This is a genomic window from Pseudoalteromonas arctica, from assembly GCF_012927645.1.
Lineage (GTDB): Bacteria > Pseudomonadota > Gammaproteobacteria > Enterobacterales > Alteromonadaceae > Pseudoalteromonas > Pseudoalteromonas arctica_A.
In genome coordinates this window covers 1-16108 of record NZ_JABBMT010000041.1, presented here as the reverse complement: position 1 = coordinate 16108, position 16108 = coordinate 1, and the positions used below count along the sequence as shown (strand labels likewise).

General features: G+C 41.2%; 23 protein-coding genes and 1 pseudogene. 18 read left to right on the top strand and 6 right to left on the bottom strand.

The window, feature by feature from the left end; translation table 11 throughout:
• The first annotated feature begins 64 nt into the window (after positions 1-64).
• The 10 genes and pseudogenes from HHO47_RS17250 (at position 65) to HHO47_RS17205 (ending at position 4385) form a co-directional block, all read left to right on the top strand.
• Entirely contained in the window at positions 65-283 is a 219-nt protein-coding gene (locus tag HHO47_RS17250) for a hypothetical protein (protein ID WP_064668274.1), read from the top strand.
• Between the two features lie 148 nt (positions 284-431).
• A complete protein-coding gene (locus HHO47_RS17245; protein WP_169021409.1) occupies positions 432-644 on the top strand; it encodes an EF-hand domain-containing protein in 213 nt (70 codons plus the stop codon).
• Positions 645-813: 169 nt separating this feature from the next.
• Positions 814-1407 (top strand): DUF998 domain-containing protein, encoded by a 594-nt coding sequence (locus HHO47_RS17240; protein WP_169021408.1) that lies wholly within the window; start codon positions 814-816, stop codon positions 1405-1407.
• Positions 1408-1517: 110 nt separating this feature from the next.
• Positions 1518-1916 carry a GNAT family N-acetyltransferase gene (locus HHO47_RS17235; RefSeq protein WP_169021407.1) on the top strand — a complete coding sequence of 133 codons (399 nt, stop codon included), beginning with the start codon at positions 1518-1520 and terminating at the stop codon, positions 1914-1916.
• 15 nt (positions 1917-1931) lie between these two features.
• Positions 1932-2402 carry an OsmC family protein gene (locus HHO47_RS17230; protein WP_169021406.1) on the top strand — a complete coding sequence of 157 codons (471 nt, stop codon included), beginning with the start codon at positions 1932-1934 and terminating at the stop codon, positions 2400-2402.
• A 483-nt stretch (positions 2403-2885) separates the two neighbouring features.
• Entirely contained in the window at positions 2886-3098 is a 213-nt protein-coding gene (locus HHO47_RS17225; RefSeq protein ID WP_169021405.1) for a calmodulin, read from the top strand.
• Positions 3099-3252: 154 nt separating this feature from the next.
• Positions 3253-3465 carry a calmodulin gene (locus HHO47_RS17220; RefSeq protein WP_169021404.1) on the top strand — a complete coding sequence of 71 codons (213 nt, stop codon included), beginning with the start codon at positions 3253-3255 and terminating at the stop codon, positions 3463-3465.
• A gap of 81 nt (positions 3466-3546) precedes the next feature.
• Positions 3547-3757, top strand: a pseudogene (locus tag HHO47_RS17215) (calmodulin).
• A 135-nt stretch (positions 3758-3892) separates the two neighbouring features.
• Positions 3893-4105 carry a calmodulin gene (locus HHO47_RS17210; protein ID WP_169021403.1) on the top strand — a complete coding sequence of 71 codons (213 nt, stop codon included), beginning with the start codon at positions 3893-3895 and terminating at the stop codon, positions 4103-4105.
• Between the two features lie 64 nt (positions 4106-4169).
• Complete coding sequence (locus tag HHO47_RS17205; RefSeq protein WP_169021402.1) at positions 4170-4385, top strand: EF-hand domain-containing protein; 216 nt, start codon at positions 4170-4172, stop codon at positions 4383-4385.
• 78 nt (positions 4386-4463) lie between these two features.
• Here the strand turns inward: HHO47_RS17205 and trkA are convergent, their stop codons facing one another.
• From trkA to def, 4 genes are read right to left on the bottom strand one after another with little or no spacing between them, the layout of a single operon-like run.
• Entirely contained in the window at positions 4464-5840 is a 1377-nt protein-coding gene (trkA, locus tag HHO47_RS17200; RefSeq protein WP_064668279.1) for a Trk system potassium transporter TrkA, read from the bottom strand.
• A 17-nt stretch (positions 5841-5857) separates the two neighbouring features.
• Positions 5858-7156: a 16S rRNA (cytosine(967)-C(5))-methyltransferase RsmB gene (gene rsmB, locus HHO47_RS17195; protein ID WP_169021401.1), complete on the bottom strand. Its 1299-nt coding sequence runs from the start codon at positions 7154-7156 to the stop codon at positions 5858-5860.
• A complete protein-coding gene (gene fmt / locus HHO47_RS17190) occupies positions 7149-8102 on the bottom strand; it encodes a methionyl-tRNA formyltransferase (protein WP_169021400.1) in 954 nt (317 codons plus the stop codon). The genes rsmB and fmt overlap by 8 nt, the downstream gene beginning before the upstream one ends.
• Before the next feature lie 26 nt (positions 8103-8128).
• A complete protein-coding gene (gene def / locus HHO47_RS17185; protein ID WP_169021399.1) occupies positions 8129-8635 on the bottom strand; it encodes a peptide deformylase in 507 nt (168 codons plus the stop codon).
• Positions 8636-8752: 117 nt separating this feature from the next.
• Between def and HHO47_RS17180 the strand changes: the two genes are divergently transcribed.
• The 6 genes from HHO47_RS17180 (at position 8753) to hemF (ending at position 13686) form a co-directional block, all read left to right on the top strand.
• A complete protein-coding gene (locus tag HHO47_RS17180) occupies positions 8753-9874 on the top strand; it encodes a LysM peptidoglycan-binding domain-containing protein (protein ID WP_169021398.1) in 1122 nt (373 codons plus the stop codon).
• Between the two features lie 29 nt (positions 9875-9903).
• On the top strand, positions 9904-10986 hold the full coding sequence (dprA, locus tag HHO47_RS17175; RefSeq protein ID WP_169021397.1) for a DNA-processing protein DprA: 1083 nt from the start codon (positions 9904-9906) through the stop codon (positions 10984-10986).
• Between the two features lie 23 nt (positions 10987-11009).
• A complete protein-coding gene (locus tag HHO47_RS17170) occupies positions 11010-11483 on the top strand; it encodes a DUF494 family protein (protein WP_169021396.1) in 474 nt (157 codons plus the stop codon).
• Between the two features lie 73 nt (positions 11484-11556).
• On the top strand, positions 11557-12129 hold the full coding sequence (locus HHO47_RS17165; RefSeq protein ID WP_169021395.1) for a DNA topoisomerase family protein: 573 nt from the start codon (positions 11557-11559) through the stop codon (positions 12127-12129).
• Between the two features lie 37 nt (positions 12130-12166).
• Positions 12167-12733 (top strand): L-threonylcarbamoyladenylate synthase, encoded by a 567-nt coding sequence (locus HHO47_RS17160; protein WP_169021394.1) that lies wholly within the window; start codon positions 12167-12169, stop codon positions 12731-12733.
• Positions 12734-12735: 2 nt separating this feature from the next.
• The gene (gene hemF, locus HHO47_RS17155) at positions 12736-13686 is read left to right on the top strand and encodes an oxygen-dependent coproporphyrinogen oxidase (protein WP_169021393.1); all 951 of its coding nucleotides are present in this window, start codon (positions 12736-12738) and stop codon (positions 13684-13686) included.
• Positions 13687-13721: 35 nt separating this feature from the next.
• Here the strand turns inward: hemF and HHO47_RS17150 are convergent, their stop codons facing one another.
• A complete protein-coding gene (locus tag HHO47_RS17150) occupies positions 13722-14159 on the bottom strand; it encodes a group II truncated hemoglobin (RefSeq protein WP_169021392.1) in 438 nt (145 codons plus the stop codon).
• 67 nt (positions 14160-14226) lie between these two features.
• On the opposite strand from HHO47_RS17150, the gene aroE reads away from it, so the two are divergent.
• A complete protein-coding gene (gene aroE, locus HHO47_RS17145) occupies positions 14227-15051 on the top strand; it encodes a shikimate dehydrogenase (RefSeq protein ID WP_169021391.1) in 825 nt (274 codons plus the stop codon).
• A complete protein-coding gene (locus tag HHO47_RS17140; RefSeq protein ID WP_169021390.1) occupies positions 15048-15302 on the top strand; it encodes a DUF1488 family protein in 255 nt (84 codons plus the stop codon). The genes aroE and HHO47_RS17140 overlap by 4 nt, the downstream gene beginning before the upstream one ends.
• Here HHO47_RS17140 and HHO47_RS17135 read toward each other — a convergent pair.
• Positions 15299-15832 (bottom strand): gamma carbonic anhydrase family protein, encoded by a 534-nt coding sequence (locus tag HHO47_RS17135; protein WP_169021389.1) that lies wholly within the window; start codon positions 15830-15832, stop codon positions 15299-15301. The two genes, HHO47_RS17140 and HHO47_RS17135, sit on opposite strands and share 4 nt — an antisense overlap.
• Between the last annotated feature and the right edge of the window lie 276 nt (positions 15833-16108).

The following is a 16108-nucleotide window of genomic DNA, read 5'->3' as shown; positions in this document are numbered from 1 at the left end:
CAGGGAAAAATGAAAAGGACTTCGTAACACACTATTCATCACCTCAGGTGAAAGGAGAGAAGTAATGAACACACTAAATAAAGCGCTAGTACTTGTCGCATTAACTTCTTCATCAGCAGCATTTGCTTTTGAAGCGTTAGACTTCGATACGCTGGATGTTGATGAAAATGGTGCAATCAGTCAGGTTGAAGCAGCAGAAGATGCTGAACTTTTAAATAGATTTGCAGAACGTGATACTGACCAAAACGGTGAGTTATCAAAAGAAGAGTATTCAAAAGCTTAATAACTTAATACAGAGTTTATCCTGAGTTGCCAAAGACAACCTAAGTGGGAAAGGAACCCATGATAAAGGATAACAAGGAAGGCTTTACTCGCATTGAAAACCAGTATTGAAACCAATTTTTTGATAGTACATTGAAGGAATATTAATTATGAACACATTAAACAAAACATTAGCACTAATCGCACTTGCATCTTCTTCAGCTGCATTTGCTGCAACAGACTTCGATACCTTGGATGTTGATGGTAGTGGCACAATCAGCCAAAGCGAGGCGTCTGTTGATGCAGAGCTTATGAGCAAGTTTACTGAACTTGATACTGATGGTAACGGTGAGTTATCAAAAGAAGAGTTTTCAAACGCGTAATTCAACCTTCGCGCACAAGGAATCTCGAAAAGGATTTTACATTGATTACGTTCAAAAGCAGCCACCACCCCCGGGCTGCTTTTTTTCTGTTGGTATAATTTGGCAGCAATTTACAGTTTAACTAAATCAGCTTACTATCAAGTTCTTGATTCAAGGATGGACGTTGATTATGTTAAGTTACTTTGGCTTATACTGTGCATTAATTGCCAGTGTCTGGATTGTTGTTGGGGTGTATACCGCTGGCAAGCTTTATCCTGGCTATAGCCATACAAAACAGTTTTGCAGCGAGCTCGGAGCTGCTGGTAGTCCTACAGAAAAACTCTCTCCTATTATTAATAACTACCCACTTGGTTTATTGTTTTGCTTGTTTGGCTGGTATGTCTTGCAACTGAAAAATACCCCTGTATTAATTACATTGGTTGGTTTTCTTGTCATTATTCATGGTGTGGGTACGTGGGTTGCCGGTTATTACCCTATGGATGCGGATCCTCAAACCAAAACACCGACCTTAAGTTGCCAAATACATTCTTGGGCAGGCTTGGTAATGCTGCTGTCTTTGCTGATTGCACCAGTTCTTGTTGCTGCAAGCTCATATGCTAGTATTTCATTTCGGCTTTTTTCAATTTTGTGTGTGGGTATTACCGGCTATCTTGTAATTTTGTTGGCAAGTGCTTTTAAGCAACAAGCTAATGCCGGCTTGTATCAACGGCTTGCCTATGGTGTGCAATTACTATGGTTAAGCGCATTTTCGTTAGTGATTTAATTTTAATATAAGATTTCAATGACAAGTGTTACTTGGTGAAACACTTACACAAAAGTTAACCAGATATTGAATGACGGAGGTTAGGCTTAGTGAGGAGTATTAGATATACCGTGGAACTGAGCTGCCCATCTTTAGAAGAATTTCTCTTATTAAGAGAAAAAGTCGGTTGGGGTAAAGTCGATGCTGATTTGGCACAGACTAGTTTAAACAGCTCGTTATTTCATGTAGTGATCCGGCTGGAGGGGCTACTTGTTGGTATGGGTCGTGTAATCGGTGATGGTGGCTTATTTTTTTATATTCAAGATGTTGTTGTCGATCCAGAGTTTCAAAGGCAAGGTATTGGTGCGTTGATTATGAATAATATAGAAATGTATTTGGCGGGGGCAGCAAAAAAAGGTGCAACCATCGGACTGCTCTCAGCTAAAGGTAAAGAATCTTTTTATGCTCGTTACGGATATTTAAGTAGGCCGGATAAAATGCTGGGCTGTGGAATGTGTAAATTTAACTAGAGTGGGGAAATTGAAATGTCTGAGTATGTAGCAAGTGTTGTCTGGTCTCGCCAAGCAAATGAGTTGTTTATCGATAATAAATATAGCCGAGCTCACCAGTGGCAATTTGATGGTGGAGCAAGGGTTGATGCATCTTCTGCTCCTGATATAGTGCCATTGCCGTATTCGGTTGCAGAAAATGTTGATCCAGAAGAAGCGTTTATTGCTTCGCTATCCAGTTGTCATATGTTGTTCTTTTTATCTATTGCAGCGAAAAATAAACTTACGGTTGATAGCTATCAGGATGACGCGGTTGGTTTAATGCAGCAAACTAGTGATGGCCGTATGTCGATGACGCAAGTCACTTTAAAGCCCTGTGTGCAATTTACAAATAATGAGCAACCTAGCATAGTGGATTTGGAGGCTATGCATCATCAGGCTCATGAATTGTGTTTTATCGCCAATTCAGTGAAAACCGCTATTGTGATTGAAATTGTCCAACCTTAACTAAATCCTGTCATATCGTTGCTATTGTTTTCGCATAATGGCAACAATTCCCTCTTTTTAAATTAAAACCTCTGCTTTTTTTACTTGTTTCGCGGAATTTATTTTATTTTTATTATCTTTCAATTAGTTATAAATTAAAAAGTATTTGTTTTTTATCAATTAAATTTGCTGTTCAGTTGTGGTTTGGGTCGCTGGGCTAGAAAATTCAACTGTTTTTGCTAGTACAGCTGTTTGTGTGTCATTTTAATTAATTTTAACTATCTGATTTTAATGTATTTATCAATCCTCATAAAATCTGCGTTGCTAAATTGCAACAAGCAAAGCCGCAGAAATTTCAAAAAATCACCACTAAACATTGTAAGCAATTGATTTTTATTAATAATAAATTATTGGCATCGAAGTTGTAGTACTCTAGTTGTATTGAACGAAAAGGTGATTATCACTACAACGTTCACCACCATAAACTTTGAAGGAATATTTATTATGAACACATTAAATAAAACATTAGCACTTATCGCACTAGCATCTTCTTCAGCCGCTTTCGCTGGTACTGACTTTGATACTCTTGATGTTGATGGCAACGGTGTTATTAGCCAACAAGAAGCAGCCGCTGATGCCGCTATTTCGGCTAAGTTTACTGAACTTGATACTGACCAAAACGGTGAGTTATCAAAAGAAGAATTTTCAAAAGCCTAATGGTACTAAACTAGGCTTGTATAAAACACTGATCAATTCTGAGTGCCAAAGACACCTAAATAGGCAAGGAGCCTGTTAAGAAGAATAACAAGGATAGTGCGGTCAGCGAAAACATTGGCAATTTTTTTGATAGTACATTGAAGGAATATTAATTATGAATACATTAAATAAAACATTAGCACTTATCGCACTAGCTTCTTCATCAGCGGCATTTGCTGCTTCAGATTTCGACATGCTTGACGTAGATGGCAATGGCGCAATTAGTCAAAGCGAAGCATCAGTTGATGCGCAATTAATGAGTAAGTTTACAGAGCTGGATACAGACGGCAACGGTGAGCTTTCTAAAGAAGAGTTTTCAAAGGCTTAATAGAGCCACAGGGATCTTAGAAAAGGATTTCCACTTTTACTAATTTAAGCATTCACAGATAGAAATTGAAGGAATTTTATTATGAACACATTAAATAAAACATTAGCACTTATCGCACTTGCATCTTCATCAGCTGCATTTGCAGCTTCAGATTTCGACACGCTTGACGTAGATAGCAATGGCGTAATTAGTCAAAGCGAAATCAGTTGATGCGCAATTAATGAGTAAGTTTACAGAGCTGGATACAGACGGCAACGGTGAGCTATCTAAAGCAGAGTTTGAAAAAGCTTAATGGCCGCGAGCCAAACGGTTTTAATCGCTAGCAGATTCTGAGTTGCCCAAGACAACCTAAATAGGCAAGAAGCCTATGATAAAGGATAGCAAGGACTCAAAACCCTTTTTTGTAAAACAGTGAAGGAATATAAATATGAAAACATTAAATAAAACTTTAGCACTTATCGCGCTTGCATCTTCATCGGCAGCGTTTGCTGCAACAGATTTCGATACCCTAGACGTTGATGGTAACGGTGCAATTAGCCAAAGCGAAGCGGCAGTAGATGCAAAGCTAATGAGCCAATTCTCAGAGCTTGATACTGACGGCAATGGTGAGCTTTCAAAACAAGAATTTGCAAAAGCTTAATTATTTTTATTTAAAATGGATCTCTGAAAAGGACTTTTTCTCTTACTTTATTTGGATACTAATTATGAAACACATTAAAACATCACTTGCTATTATCGCCCTTGCTTCTTCATCAGCCGCTTTTGCTGCGGTGAGTTTTGACACATTCGATACTGATGGCGACGGCGCAATTAGCCAAAAAGAAGCATCAGTAAATACACAATTGGTTGAAATTTTTTCAGCGCTAGATGCTGATGGTAATGGTGAGCTTTCAAAAGAAGAATTTTCTAAAGTACAGTAATTATATTTGAAAATACATTAATTTCATTATTCGTAAAAGCAGCTTTGCCTTGTGAAAAGGGCAAGCTGCTTTTTTATGTTATAAGAAAATGGCACTAACTTGGAATAGTTTTTCAACCACGTTGATGTGTTTCTTGTCGATTAAGAACATAATAACGTGATCGCCAGAGTGGATGATGGTATCGTCGTGGGCAATGAGTACATCATCATTGCGGACAATCGCACCAATAGTTGTACCTGCGGGCAGCTTAATATCAGCAATTGCACGGCCAACAACTTTTGAGGTGTGTTCGTCGCCATGGGCGACCGCCTCAATGGCTTCTGCCGCGCCTTTACGTAATGAATACACATTAACAATATCACCACGGCGAACATGGGTAAGCAGTGCTGAAATCGTTGCTTGTTGTGGTGATATGGCAATATCAATTTCGCCACCTTGCACTAAATCTACGTATGCACCACGTTGAATAAGCACCATGGTTTTTTGCGCACCCATGCGTTTAGCAAGCATGGCTGACATAATATTAGCTTCATCATCATTGGTTACCGCGATGAATACATCAACTTGCTCGATGTGTTCTTCTGATAATAACTCCTGATCTGATGCATCACCACAAAACACCACTGTATTATCAAGCATTTCTGATAACTGCTCAGCACGTTCTTTATTTCGTTCAAGCAATTTTACGCTATGATTCTTTTCTAGAGAGCGAGCAAGTCCAGCACCAATATTACCGCCACCAGCAATCATAATTTTTTTGTATGAACGCTCTAATTTTTGCAGCTCGTTCATTACTGCACGAATATGTTTGGTGGCAGCGAGGAAAAACACTTCATCATCCGCTTCAATTACTGTCGTGCCCAGTGGTTTGATAGCTTTACCTTGGCGGTAAATTGCGGCAACGCGAGTTTCAACGTTGGGTATGTGTTCTTTTAATGCTGATAGCGCATAACCTACCAATAAGCCGCCGTAGTAAGCCTTTACCGCAACCAGCGAGAGCATGCCATCGCCAAACTCTAACACTTGTAACGCACCAGGATAATCAATTAAGCGGCGGATATACTTAGTCACTAATTGTTCTGGTGCAATGTAGTGGTCAACAGGTAAGTCATCGTTTTGAAATAGCTTTTCTCGGTACTTTAAGTATTGCTCTGAACGGATCCGAGCAATTTTAGTCGGTGTATTAAAAATACTATACGCGACTTGGCAAGCGACCATGTTCACTTCATCGGAACTGGTTACTGCGATGATCATATCGGCGTCTTCCGCACCGGCGCGGCGTAATACATCAGGGTGGGCACTATGACCTGTAACACCCTGTAGATCGTATTTATCTTGTAACTCACGTAATCGGTTGCCATCAATATCTACAACCGTGATTTCGTTTTGTTCACCTACCAGATTTTCAGCGAGTGTACCGCCGACTTGTCCTGCACCGAGTATGATTATTTTCATGGTTTACTAAAAGCTTCTTATGAGTGTGTTTTTATAAGCTTGGCATAATAAAATCCGTCACTCTCACCAGGCAGTAACTGCAGCCCAGGGTTGCTTGGGGTATCGTTATCATGTAGCGGGATATGTTCAACATCTTTACTATTTGCTAAAAATTTAGCGACTTGCTGTTGGTTCTCTTGTGGTAATACTGAGCAGGTTGCATAAATTAGCGTGCCACCTGGTTTTAATAATGGCCAAATGCTATTGAGAATATCACCTTGAAGTGCCGCCAGATCATTGATATCTGATGCACGACGTAGCCATTTGATATCTGGGTGACGACGAATTACACCTGTTGCAGAGCAAGGAACATCTAATAGAATGCGGTCAAACTGTTGCTCATCCCACCATTTGTGTGGCTGCGAAGCATCGGCACATTGTAAATCAGCGCCTAAGCCAATTCTTTCAAGGTTTTGCTTTACACGTTCAAGGCGGGTGGCATCGCTATCAAGTGCCAGTACATCAGCATCTGCGAGTTCTAGAATGTGACAGGTTTTACCACCGGGTGCTGCGCAGGCATCTAAAATATGCTCGTCAGCTTTTGGATCTAACAAGCGTGCCGCAAGCTGTGCTGCTGCATCTTGTACTGAACATGCGCCGGTGTCGAATTCAGGCAACGAAAACACATCGCGTGGCTTATCAAGTTTAATTCCATCAACAAAGTCAGGATTTACAGTGTGTTCAATATCATTTGCGCTGAGCATTTCACTGTATTGAGCGGTACTGTATTGCGCTTGGTTTACACGTAACCACATAGGGGCTTGAAGCTGATTCGCCTCTAAAACTTGCTCCCATTGTTCAGGGTAGGCCTCTTTAACTTGTTTGATAAACCAGTTAGGGTGGTTGTATAAACACACTGGTATTTGCTTGGCTTGTTCTTCAAGCTCTACTTGCTGGCGTTGAAAACTGCGTAAAATAGCGTTGATCAAGCCTTTTAAACCCAATGCGCGTAGTTGTTCTAGTGCATTAACAGTTTCGCTAATGGCAGCATGCGGTGGAACCCGCATATGTTGTAGTTGGTAAATGCCCACATACAGCAAAAATTGGAATATACGGCGCTTGCCTTTAAGTGGCTGCTCAACGAGATGTTGACAATAATTTTCTAAACTTGGTAGATAACGCAGCACGCCATAACAAATTTGTTGTAATAACGCTTTATCTTTTGGTGGTAAACCTTGACTGGCAAAAGGGAGCTCTTGATTTAATGACGCGCCTTTATCAACGACGTTATATAAAGTTTCGGCGGCAAGCGCTCGTACGTTTGGAGCTTTACTCATTGTGTTCGCCTAATCTTGTGTTTGGAGTTACCCAGTCTGCCCGACCATTTAAAAAATCAGTGACGGTCATTGGCTTTTTGCCTTGAGGTTGTAATTGGGTGATATTAAGTGCATTAGTACCACAGGCAATCACAATGCCGTGTTTATCGCTTTGTAATACCGAGCCAGCAGTACCTTGCTGCTCAACAACATTGGCTTGATAAATTTTTACTGTGTGTTCGCCCATTTGGGTAAAACACACAGGCCATGGATTGAATGAGCGGATATTACGTTCTATTTGCGCTGCGTCCATCGACCAATCAATATTTGCTTCGTCTTTCGATAGTTTTTTAGCGTAATTGGCCAGTTCGTCATTTTGAACTTGCGGGGTAATTTCGCCATTAGCTAATTTAGTAATGGTGTCTATTAGTGCGCTTGGGCCTAAATCGGCAAGCTTAGTGTATAAACTGGCACTTGTTTCAGTGGCAGTAATAGGGCAGCGGCTAATATGTAGCATATCTCCGGTATCTAGGCCTTCATCCATTTGCATTATGGTTACGCCGGTCTCACTATCGCCTGCCCAGATAGCGCGTTGAATCGGCGCGGCACCACGCCAGCGCGGTAAAATTGAGCCGTGTACATTTAAACAACCAAGCCGTGGCGCCTCTAAAATTGCTTTTGGTAACAGTAACCCATAAGCGACCACGATCATAAGGTCAGCATTTAAGCTATTTAGTTTAGCTAGGGCGTCGTCATTTTTTAATGAGGCAGGTTGAAACACTGCCAACTCATTGGCCAGTGCTAGCTCTTTCACTTCACTGGCTTTGAGTTTTTTACCGCGTCCAGCTGGACGGTCGGGTTGGCTATACACGCCAACAATCTGATGCTCTGAGTCGATAAGAGCTTGTAAATGGCGCGCAGCAAAGTCTGGCGTACCGGCAAAAATAATGCGTAATGGTTGTGTCACTGAACTTCCTAATTATTACTAAGGTATTATTGCGCTGCTAACTTAGCTTCTTTTTCAAGTTTTTTACGAATACGTTGGCGTTTTAATGGCGATAAGTAATCAATAAATAGTTTACCCTGTAAATGGTCGAGCTCATGTTGAATACAAATAGCTAACAGCTCGTCAGCATCCAGGCTAAATTCTTCACCGTGCTCATTGAGTGCGTTAACTGTTACGGTCTCTGCGCGATCTACTTTTGCGTAAGAGTGTGGTACAGATAAACAACCTTCTTCACTCACTGTTGCACCATCTTGCTTGGTAATAACAGGGTTAATTAAAACCAATGGTTCGTTGCGTTCTTCTGATACATCGATCACCACAATACGTTGATGAATATCAACTTGTGTTGCGGCTAGTCCGATGCCGTTTTCATCATACATCGTTTCTAGCATGTCTTTGACAATTTGGCGAACTTGGTCGTCAACTTGCTTAACATCTTTTGCTATTGTGCGTAAACGCTCATCTGGAAATCTTAAAACTTCTAACCTAGCCATAGTAACCTTTTCACTTGTGCATAATATAGGGTATTGTATGCTCTTATTTTAGCCATTCGCGTTCACCTTTAACAGGTTTTGGTTGATAATAATGAAAAAACACCACAAGGAAGCTCAATGAAATATCCATTACTCGCGGCAATGTTGGCATTAAGTGCTACTTTCCCATCGTTAGCAGATGTATTAACTATGAAAAAAGATGCGCCTAAACAATACGTTGTGAAAAAAGGCGATACACTTTGGGGTATTTCAGGGATTTATTTGCAAGAGCCTTGGCAGTGGCCGGAGCTTTGGCAAATGAATCCACAAATTAATAATCCACACCTAATTTACCCTGGGGATGCACTGTCTTTAATCTATGATGAGCACGGTAATCCACGTTTGGTGATTAATCAGGGTTATAAAAAGCTTTCTCCACATGGTCGAATTGTACAAAAAGATAAAAATGCGATCCCTACTTTACCTCTTGAGCTGTTGCGTCCTTACCTAACCTATGAGCAAGCACTAAATGCTGATGACATTGCCGATAAACCTTATATTTTAGGTGCCAATGTCAACACTAAAATGAATACCGAAGGGCATATAGTTTATGTTAAAGGTGAGCTGAAATTACATGAGTCATACGCTATTTACCGCAAGGGGGATACATATGTTGATCCGCAAACGCACGAAGTGTTGGCTAATAAAGCACAATTAGTGGCGGTGGGGCGTGTATTTAGAAAAGGTGATATTGCCAATGGTGTACCTGCTTCAGTTAAAGTTGAGCAGGTAAAGAGAGAGGTCAAAGCGGGTGATTTTTTAATGCCTGCGATAGAAGGTCAGCTATTACCTGCGTACTTTAATATTCACCGTCCTGAACAGCCAGTGCAGGGTGAAATCATCGCATCAGTGACTGGATTACGAGAATTTAGCACAATGGATATTGTAGTGCTAAACTTAGGGGCGCAGCAGCAAATTAAAGAAGGTCATATTTTAGATATCGAGCGCCAATCACCGACTGTTTTTGACGGTCGCAATGGCCCACGCTACAAAGAAGATTCAAATAGCCTTGAAAAGTTAGTAACAAACGCCAACGAATTTTTTGGTGTTGAGGCCGATGCCGACACGACTGTGTGGCATATGCCAAAAGAACAGGTCGGCCAGCTAATGGTGTTTAAAGTTTATAAAAACGTTAGTTATGCCTTAATCGTAAAAAACCAGCACCCAATCCGAGTCGGTGATTTTGCAGTTATAAATTAATTCAGGTTTGAGTGTTCTAAGGAGGGAGCATGAAATATTCATCAGGCAAGCTAACCCATTGGCTTGCCTTTTATTTATGTAAAGGCTTGGGTGTTAAAAGCTTGTTGGCTTTGGCACAAAAACTGCCATTAGATGATTTGTTTGAGCTGACTCATGAGCAGCTTACCGGTCATGGTTTAAGCCCGCAGGTCGCCACTAATTTACTAGCAACCGATTGGCAGCAAGTTGACTATTATCAACAGATAATTGTTAACTTACAAATAACCGCAATTGACTACTTCGATCCTCACTATCCACCATTATTAAAAGAAATTACTAGCGCTCCTCTATTGCTATTTTGCCGTGGCAATTTAGAGTTATTGGCCAGTCCGCAAATTGCTATTGTTGGAAGCCGTAATGCCACGCCAATCGGCTTAGAGATCGCCGCTGAATTTGCTCATCAACTCACTGTGGCTGGATTAACGGTAACTTCCGGAATGGCGCTTGGTATTGATGGGGCTGCTCACAAAGGAGCACTGGCGGGCAATGGTAAAACCATTGCCGTGCTTGGTACTGGAGTGGATGTTTATTATCCTAAACGGCATAAGTTACTTACCGAGCAAGTATCTGAACGGGGGGTATTGGTGAGCGAGTTTTTACCCGGTACAGCGGCTAGTGCGAATAACTTCCCAAGACGTAATCGTATAATATCTGGTTTGTCATTAGGTGTGTTGATTGTCGAGGCTGAAATAAAAAGCGGCTCGCTTATCACCGTACGTTATGCGCTAGAGCAAAACAAAGACGTTTTTGCAGTGCCTGGCTCAATTAAAAACCCGCTCTCTGAAGCTAGTCACTTTTTAATTAAACAAGGTGCAAAGCTGGTGGAAAATGTCAGTGATATTCTCGACGAAGTGAGCTTTTTATGCAAAAACAGTCTATATACTATAGAAGAAGCGACGGTTGATGGACCTGCCTGCGAAATACTAAATAGTGTTGGTTTTGAAATAACTGCGGTGGATATAATTGCTCAGCGTAGTCAATGGCCAATAGACAAAGTACAAGCGCGTTTACTTGATCTTGAGTTAGAAGATAGAGTAGAGCGTGTATTAGATGGCTATATTAGAGTTCGATAAGCTTTAGTGTGGAGGAAACTAACATGTTCGATATCCTCATGTATCTGTTTGAAAACTATATTCACAGCGAAGCTGAAGTCTTTGTTGAGCATAATGAACTCACTGACGAATTATTACGTGCCGGCTTTAATAAGCCCGAAATATACAAAGCACTAGATTGGCTTGAGCAGCTTGCTGATTTACAGCACAGTGATGAATACCCTTATTTAAATCGCCTCCCACAACATGCGATACGTATTTTTACTGATAGTGAATGTCAGATGCTGAGCGTAGAGTGTCGGGGCTTTTTAATGTTTGTTGAACAAGTAGGGGTGATCAACAGCGCAACGCGTGAAATGGTTATGGACCGTTTGTGTGCGTTGGATAAGCCTTATATCTCACTTGATGATTTAAAATGGGTGGTACTGATGGTGTTGTTTAATGTGCCAGGCTCAGAACAAGCTTATGCACAAATGGAAGAGCTTATTTTTGATGAGCCGGCAGAGGTATTACATTAAGCAAGTGCTGCGCTTGTATCTTTAATTAGTTTGGGTATATTAGGCGAAAATTAGTCAACCGCTTTGGAATCACATGAGTAAAATCGACCAATCGCTTTTTTCTGCAAATCAACATGCCCTAGAAAAAGAATATGAAGTGTGCCCTCAATGCGGTTCTGAATTAGTGACCCGTAATAGTAAAAGTGGACCTTTTCTCGGTTGTGCAAGTTACCCTAAGTGTGATTTTATTCGCTCCTTAGCACAACATGATACTCAACAAATCAAAGTACTTGATGATAGCCCTTGCCCAGAGTGTGGTAATCCGCTAGTAGTGAAGAATGGCCGCTATGGTATGTTTATTGGCTGTACGGGTTATCCTGAGTGTCACTACATTGCTCATGATGAGCCTGAGACAAATGAAGAAATCTTACCTGTGTGTCCGAAATGTAAAAAAGGCCAGTTAGTGGCGCGTAGCAATAAGTTTGGTAAAATATTTTTTTCATGTAACAGCTATCCAAGTTGTAAATACACACTCAATCATAAACCAGTTAGCCGTATCTGCCCCGCGTGCCAATGGCCAGTAATGGTGCAAAAGCAAATGACCAATAGTGTTGTGCTACAATGCCCTCAGAAAAGTTGCTCGCATAAATTCACGGTGAGTGAATAATTATCGGCTTTAATTTTATTGTATTTGGAGATTTTCAGTGACTGATCCTACCTCAGTTCCTTTAACGGCCTTTGCTGCAGTGTCGCAAGGCGGGGTTATTGTTTACCCAACCGAAGCGGTTTATGGTTTAGGCTGTGACCCCGATAATCAGCAAGCAGTTGAGCGTTTACTAGCAATAAAGCAACGCCCCGTTGAGAAAGGCTTAATTTTAATTGCCGATAATTATGGGCAATTATTAAAGTATGTTGATGATGCAAAAATTCCGATGGATAAACGCACTGATATTTTTTCCAGCTGGCCTGGCGCAATTACGTGGGTCATGCCTGCGGCTAAAAGTACACCAAGGTGGTTAACCGGGCAGTTCGATAGCATTGCTGTACGTGTAACTAGTCACCCAACAGTAAAGCGCTTATGCCAAGAGTTAGGCAAACCTCTGGTGTCTACTAGTGCTAACTTATCAGGACATGATACGGTCACTAGTATTGCCATGGCTAAAAGTGAGTTTGGCGAGCTGGCGGCATTTTATGTAGATGAACCACTTGGTGGTAACACGCAACCTAGCACTATTAAAGATGTAATGACCGGCAAAGTATTTAGAGGATAACCATGCACAGCAATTTACTCGAACAAGTAAAAACCTACCTGATGGCCTTGCAAGACATAATTTGCCAAGGTTTAGAGCAAGCTGATGGTCAAGCCAAGTTTGTAGAAGACAGTTGGCAACGCAAAGAAGGCGGTGGTGGGCGAACTCGTGTTATTCGTGGTGGCAATGTTATCGAACAAGGAGGGGTGAACTACTCGCATGTGTTTGGTGCTTCAATGCCTGCATCAGCAACAGCGCATCGTCCAGAACTTGCTGGTCGTAGCTTCCACGCCTGTGGTGTCTCGCTAGTGATCCACCCAAACAATCCACATATTCCAACGAGCCATGCTAACGTACGCTTTTTCATTGCAGAAAAGCAAGGTGAGGAGCCTATTTGGTGGTTTGGTGGTGGTTTTGACTTAACGCCATTTTACCCAGTGTTTGACGATGTTAAACATTGGCATCAAGTCGCGCATGATTTATGTGCGCCGTTTGGGGATGAGGCTTACCCTAAATATAAAAAATGGTGTGACGAGTATTTTTATCTCAAACACCGCGACGAAACTCGTGGTGTAGGTGGTTTATTTTTTGATGATTTGAATGAAACCGGATTTGAGCAAAGCTTTGCCTTTATGCAAGCAGTTGGTAATGGCTTTTTAGACGCTTATTTGCCGATTATAGCTCGTAGAAAAGCAACTCCATTTACTGAGCAGCAACGAGACTTCCAACTTTATCGTCGAGGCCGTTATGTTGAATTTAACTTAGTGTGGGATAGAGGAACATTGTTTGGTTTACAAACCGGTGGTCGTACAGAGTCTATTTTAATGTCGATGCCACCATTGGCCCGTTGGGAATATAATTACGTTCCTGAAGCTGATAGCCCTGAGGCTAAGTTGTATCAATATTATTTACGTCCACAAGATTGGTTAGATAATACACCCGGGCAATTGGTTACTCGAGATTGGCAACTGTAATAGTTGTTGAAGTAAAGGCGCATTATGCGCCTTTTTTAATGTTGATTAACCATATGACTGGCAAGTTGTGCCAAAGATTTACGTAACCCTTCTCGTAATAAGGGATTATCAATTTCCGCGTCTAACGCTTTGTTCATGCAATACATCCATTGCTCTCGTAAGTTTTGATCAATTAGAAAAGGCATATGGCGTTTACGCAGCATAGGGTGACCATGTTTTTCAACAAACAAGTCTGGGCCGCCTAACCATCCCGATAAAAACTCAAAAAACACTTGGCGAATACGGTCCAATGGTTGAGGATGCATATCATATAACGGTTTAGCGTATTCATCGCTGGCCATAATGTCGTAGAATCGATTCGCAAGTGCAAAAGTACCAGCTTCTCCACCCATCAGTTGATAAGGTGTTTTTTCTGGCGTCGGTGCTTGCTGTTGCTCTGGTGGTTTCGATTTTGAAAAGAATCGTTTAATCATAGTTTTATCATCATTAATTAGCAGTAAGTTACGAGGTAATGTTACTGCACAAAGAGGTTGCTCAAATATGGATAAATATGCAGTTTTTGGAAATCCTATTAAACACTCAAAATCCCCTGCGATACATCAGCAATTTGCAACCTCATTGGGCGAACAAATCGAATACTGCGCAATATTAGCACCGATTGATGGTTTTAAAAAAGTCGTAACCGATTTTTTTGCCACAGGCGGTAAAGGGGCTAATGTTACTGTGCCATTTAAAGAGCAAGCATATGAATTAGTTGATGAGCGAACTGAATTGGCAACTATTGTCGGAGCAGTAAATACTATTAAGTTATTAGATGATGGGCGCTTATTAGGTGATAACACCGATGGCATCGGTTTTGTGAACGATCTGCTTGTGAATCAGGTTACCATTAAAAATAAGCGGGTCTTACTAATAGGTGCAGGAGGCGCTGCACGTGGTGTGATTTTACCGTTATTGGCACAACAGCCGAGTGAAATCATCATAGTCAATCGTACGGCAGCAAAAGGCAAAGAACTAGCTGAATTATTTGCTCAATATGGCAATGTAACGGGGTATGGTTTTAATGATTTGCCAATAAGTGATTACTCGCTAATTGTAAACTCCACATCTAGCAGCATGCTTGGTGAATTGCCTGCGCTAGATAAAAAACACCTTGATGGCTGTGAATATGTTTATGATATGTTTTATTCACAGCAAAATACGTTGTTTATGCAATGGGCTCAGGACTATAAAGCTAATATTAACGTACTTGATGGAAGTGGCATGCTAGTAGGGCAAGCTGCACAAGCCTATTTTGTGTGGCGCAATAATATGCCTGAAATACTCCCTGTTATTCGGGCATTAAAAAGCGGAGAGCTTGCATGAACCAAGCAATCCAATTTATCGACCGATTTGAATTTAACGTACAATCCCAGCTGTTAACGTTTTTTGCTCAGGTAAGTGGCTTAATCGTTGAATGTGTTATTGACACACACGCGCTAGCATTGGCAGATCAACAAGCTGCAAAGTTATATTTTGAACGGGCGCGTTTTGACTATGAAGATATAGCCGAGCAACTAATCGAAGATGAAGAATATAACTCGGCAGGACAAATTATTGTTGCAGTGCTGAGTTAATCCTCAGCTAAATATTCATCTTTAAGTTCAACATAATTAGTTGCTGATATTTTTAAAAAACTCAGCTCTTGCTCCGTTAAAGGACGCGCCTGCTTTACAGGGCTACCCACATAGAGAAAGCCTGATTCCAAGCGTTTGTTTGGTGGAACTAATGAACCGCCACCAATTATCACATCATCTTCAATAATGGCATTATCCATTACAATTGCGCCCATGCCGACCAAAATACGATTACCCAAACAACAGCCATGTAACATTACCTTATGCCCAACAGTAACATCATCGCCAATAATGAGTGGGTAACCATCAGGGTTACTTTTACTGGAACGAGTTAGATGCAATACGCTGCCATCTTGTATATTGGTACGTTCCCCGATACGGATATAGTTAACATCGCCCCGTGCAGCAACTAGTGGCCACACACTACTATTGTCGCCCAAAGTTATATCACCGATTAAAACGGCAGACTCATCAACATAGACTAAGTGATGCAAGGTAGGAGTAATTCCTTTATAAGAACGGATTGTCATTCGAGCACCTAAAAATATTCGAGTAAATAATACTGAGTGTATCAGTAGAGCCTACAAAATGGCCAGAGGAGAGCTGGCTGCTCAGAAAACTATCACTTTTGATGCCTTTAGCTCGTAAAACAGACGAACAGCACTTTATTTGAGGTTTTCTTCAAAAAACGCTTGCGTTAAAATCTGTTCTCCCTATAATGCGACCCCACTGAGACGGCAGAGCGCAACGCTTAGCGAGGCACGAGCTACTCAGTGAGTCGAGTAAAACTTAGTTCTGAAAACTTT

What these genes read in the sequence shown, in the direction of transcription:
- HHO47_RS17250 (WP_064668274.1), top strand. Translation starts at nt 65, where the DNA reads ATGAACACACTAAATAAAGCGCTAGTACTTGTCGCATTAACTTCTTCA.
- HHO47_RS17245 (WP_169021409.1), top strand. Translation starts at nt 432, where the DNA reads ATGAACACATTAAACAAAACATTAGCACTAATCGCACTTGCATCTTCT.
- HHO47_RS17240 (WP_169021408.1), top strand. Translation starts at nt 814, where the DNA reads ATGTTAAGTTACTTTGGCTTATACTGTGCATTAATTGCCAGTGTCTGG.
- HHO47_RS17230 (WP_169021406.1), top strand. Translation starts at nt 1,932, where the DNA reads ATGTCTGAGTATGTAGCAAGTGTTGTCTGGTCTCGCCAAGCAAATGAG.
- HHO47_RS17225 (WP_169021405.1), top strand. Translation starts at nt 2,886, where the DNA reads ATGAACACATTAAATAAAACATTAGCACTTATCGCACTAGCATCTTCT.
- HHO47_RS17220 (WP_169021404.1), top strand. Translation starts at nt 3,253, where the DNA reads ATGAATACATTAAATAAAACATTAGCACTTATCGCACTAGCTTCTTCA.
- HHO47_RS17210 (WP_169021403.1), top strand. Translation starts at nt 3,893, where the DNA reads ATGAAAACATTAAATAAAACTTTAGCACTTATCGCGCTTGCATCTTCA.
- HHO47_RS17205 (WP_169021402.1), top strand. Translation starts at nt 4,170, where the DNA reads ATGAAACACATTAAAACATCACTTGCTATTATCGCCCTTGCTTCTTCA.
- trkA (WP_064668279.1), bottom strand. Translation starts at nt 5,840, where the DNA reads ATGAAAATAATCATACTCGGTGCAGGACAAGTCGGCGGTACACTCGCT.
- rsmB (WP_169021401.1), bottom strand. Translation starts at nt 7,156, where the DNA reads ATGAGTAAAGCTCCAAACGTACGAGCGCTTGCCGCCGAAACTTTATAT.
- def (WP_169021399.1), bottom strand. Translation starts at nt 8,635, where the DNA reads ATGGCTAGGTTAGAAGTTTTAAGATTTCCAGATGAGCGTTTACGCACA.
- HHO47_RS17180 (WP_169021398.1), top strand. Translation starts at nt 8,753, where the DNA reads ATGAAATATCCATTACTCGCGGCAATGTTGGCATTAAGTGCTACTTTC.
- dprA (WP_169021397.1), top strand. Translation starts at nt 9,904, where the DNA reads ATGAAATATTCATCAGGCAAGCTAACCCATTGGCTTGCCTTTTATTTA.
- HHO47_RS17170 (WP_169021396.1), top strand. Translation starts at nt 11,010, where the DNA reads ATGTTCGATATCCTCATGTATCTGTTTGAAAACTATATTCACAGCGAA.
- HHO47_RS17165 (WP_169021395.1), top strand. Translation starts at nt 11,557, where the DNA reads ATGAGTAAAATCGACCAATCGCTTTTTTCTGCAAATCAACATGCCCTA.
- hemF (WP_169021393.1), top strand. Translation starts at nt 12,736, where the DNA reads ATGCACAGCAATTTACTCGAACAAGTAAAAACCTACCTGATGGCCTTG.
- HHO47_RS17150 (WP_169021392.1), bottom strand. Translation starts at nt 14,159, where the DNA reads ATGATTAAACGATTCTTTTCAAAATCGAAACCACCAGAGCAACAGCAA.
- aroE (WP_169021391.1), top strand. Translation starts at nt 14,227, where the DNA reads ATGGATAAATATGCAGTTTTTGGAAATCCTATTAAACACTCAAAATCC.
- HHO47_RS17140 (WP_169021390.1), top strand. Translation starts at nt 15,048, where the DNA reads ATGAACCAAGCAATCCAATTTATCGACCGATTTGAATTTAACGTACAA.
- HHO47_RS17135 (WP_169021389.1), bottom strand. Translation starts at nt 15,832, where the DNA reads ATGACAATCCGTTCTTATAAAGGAATTACTCCTACCTTGCATCACTTA.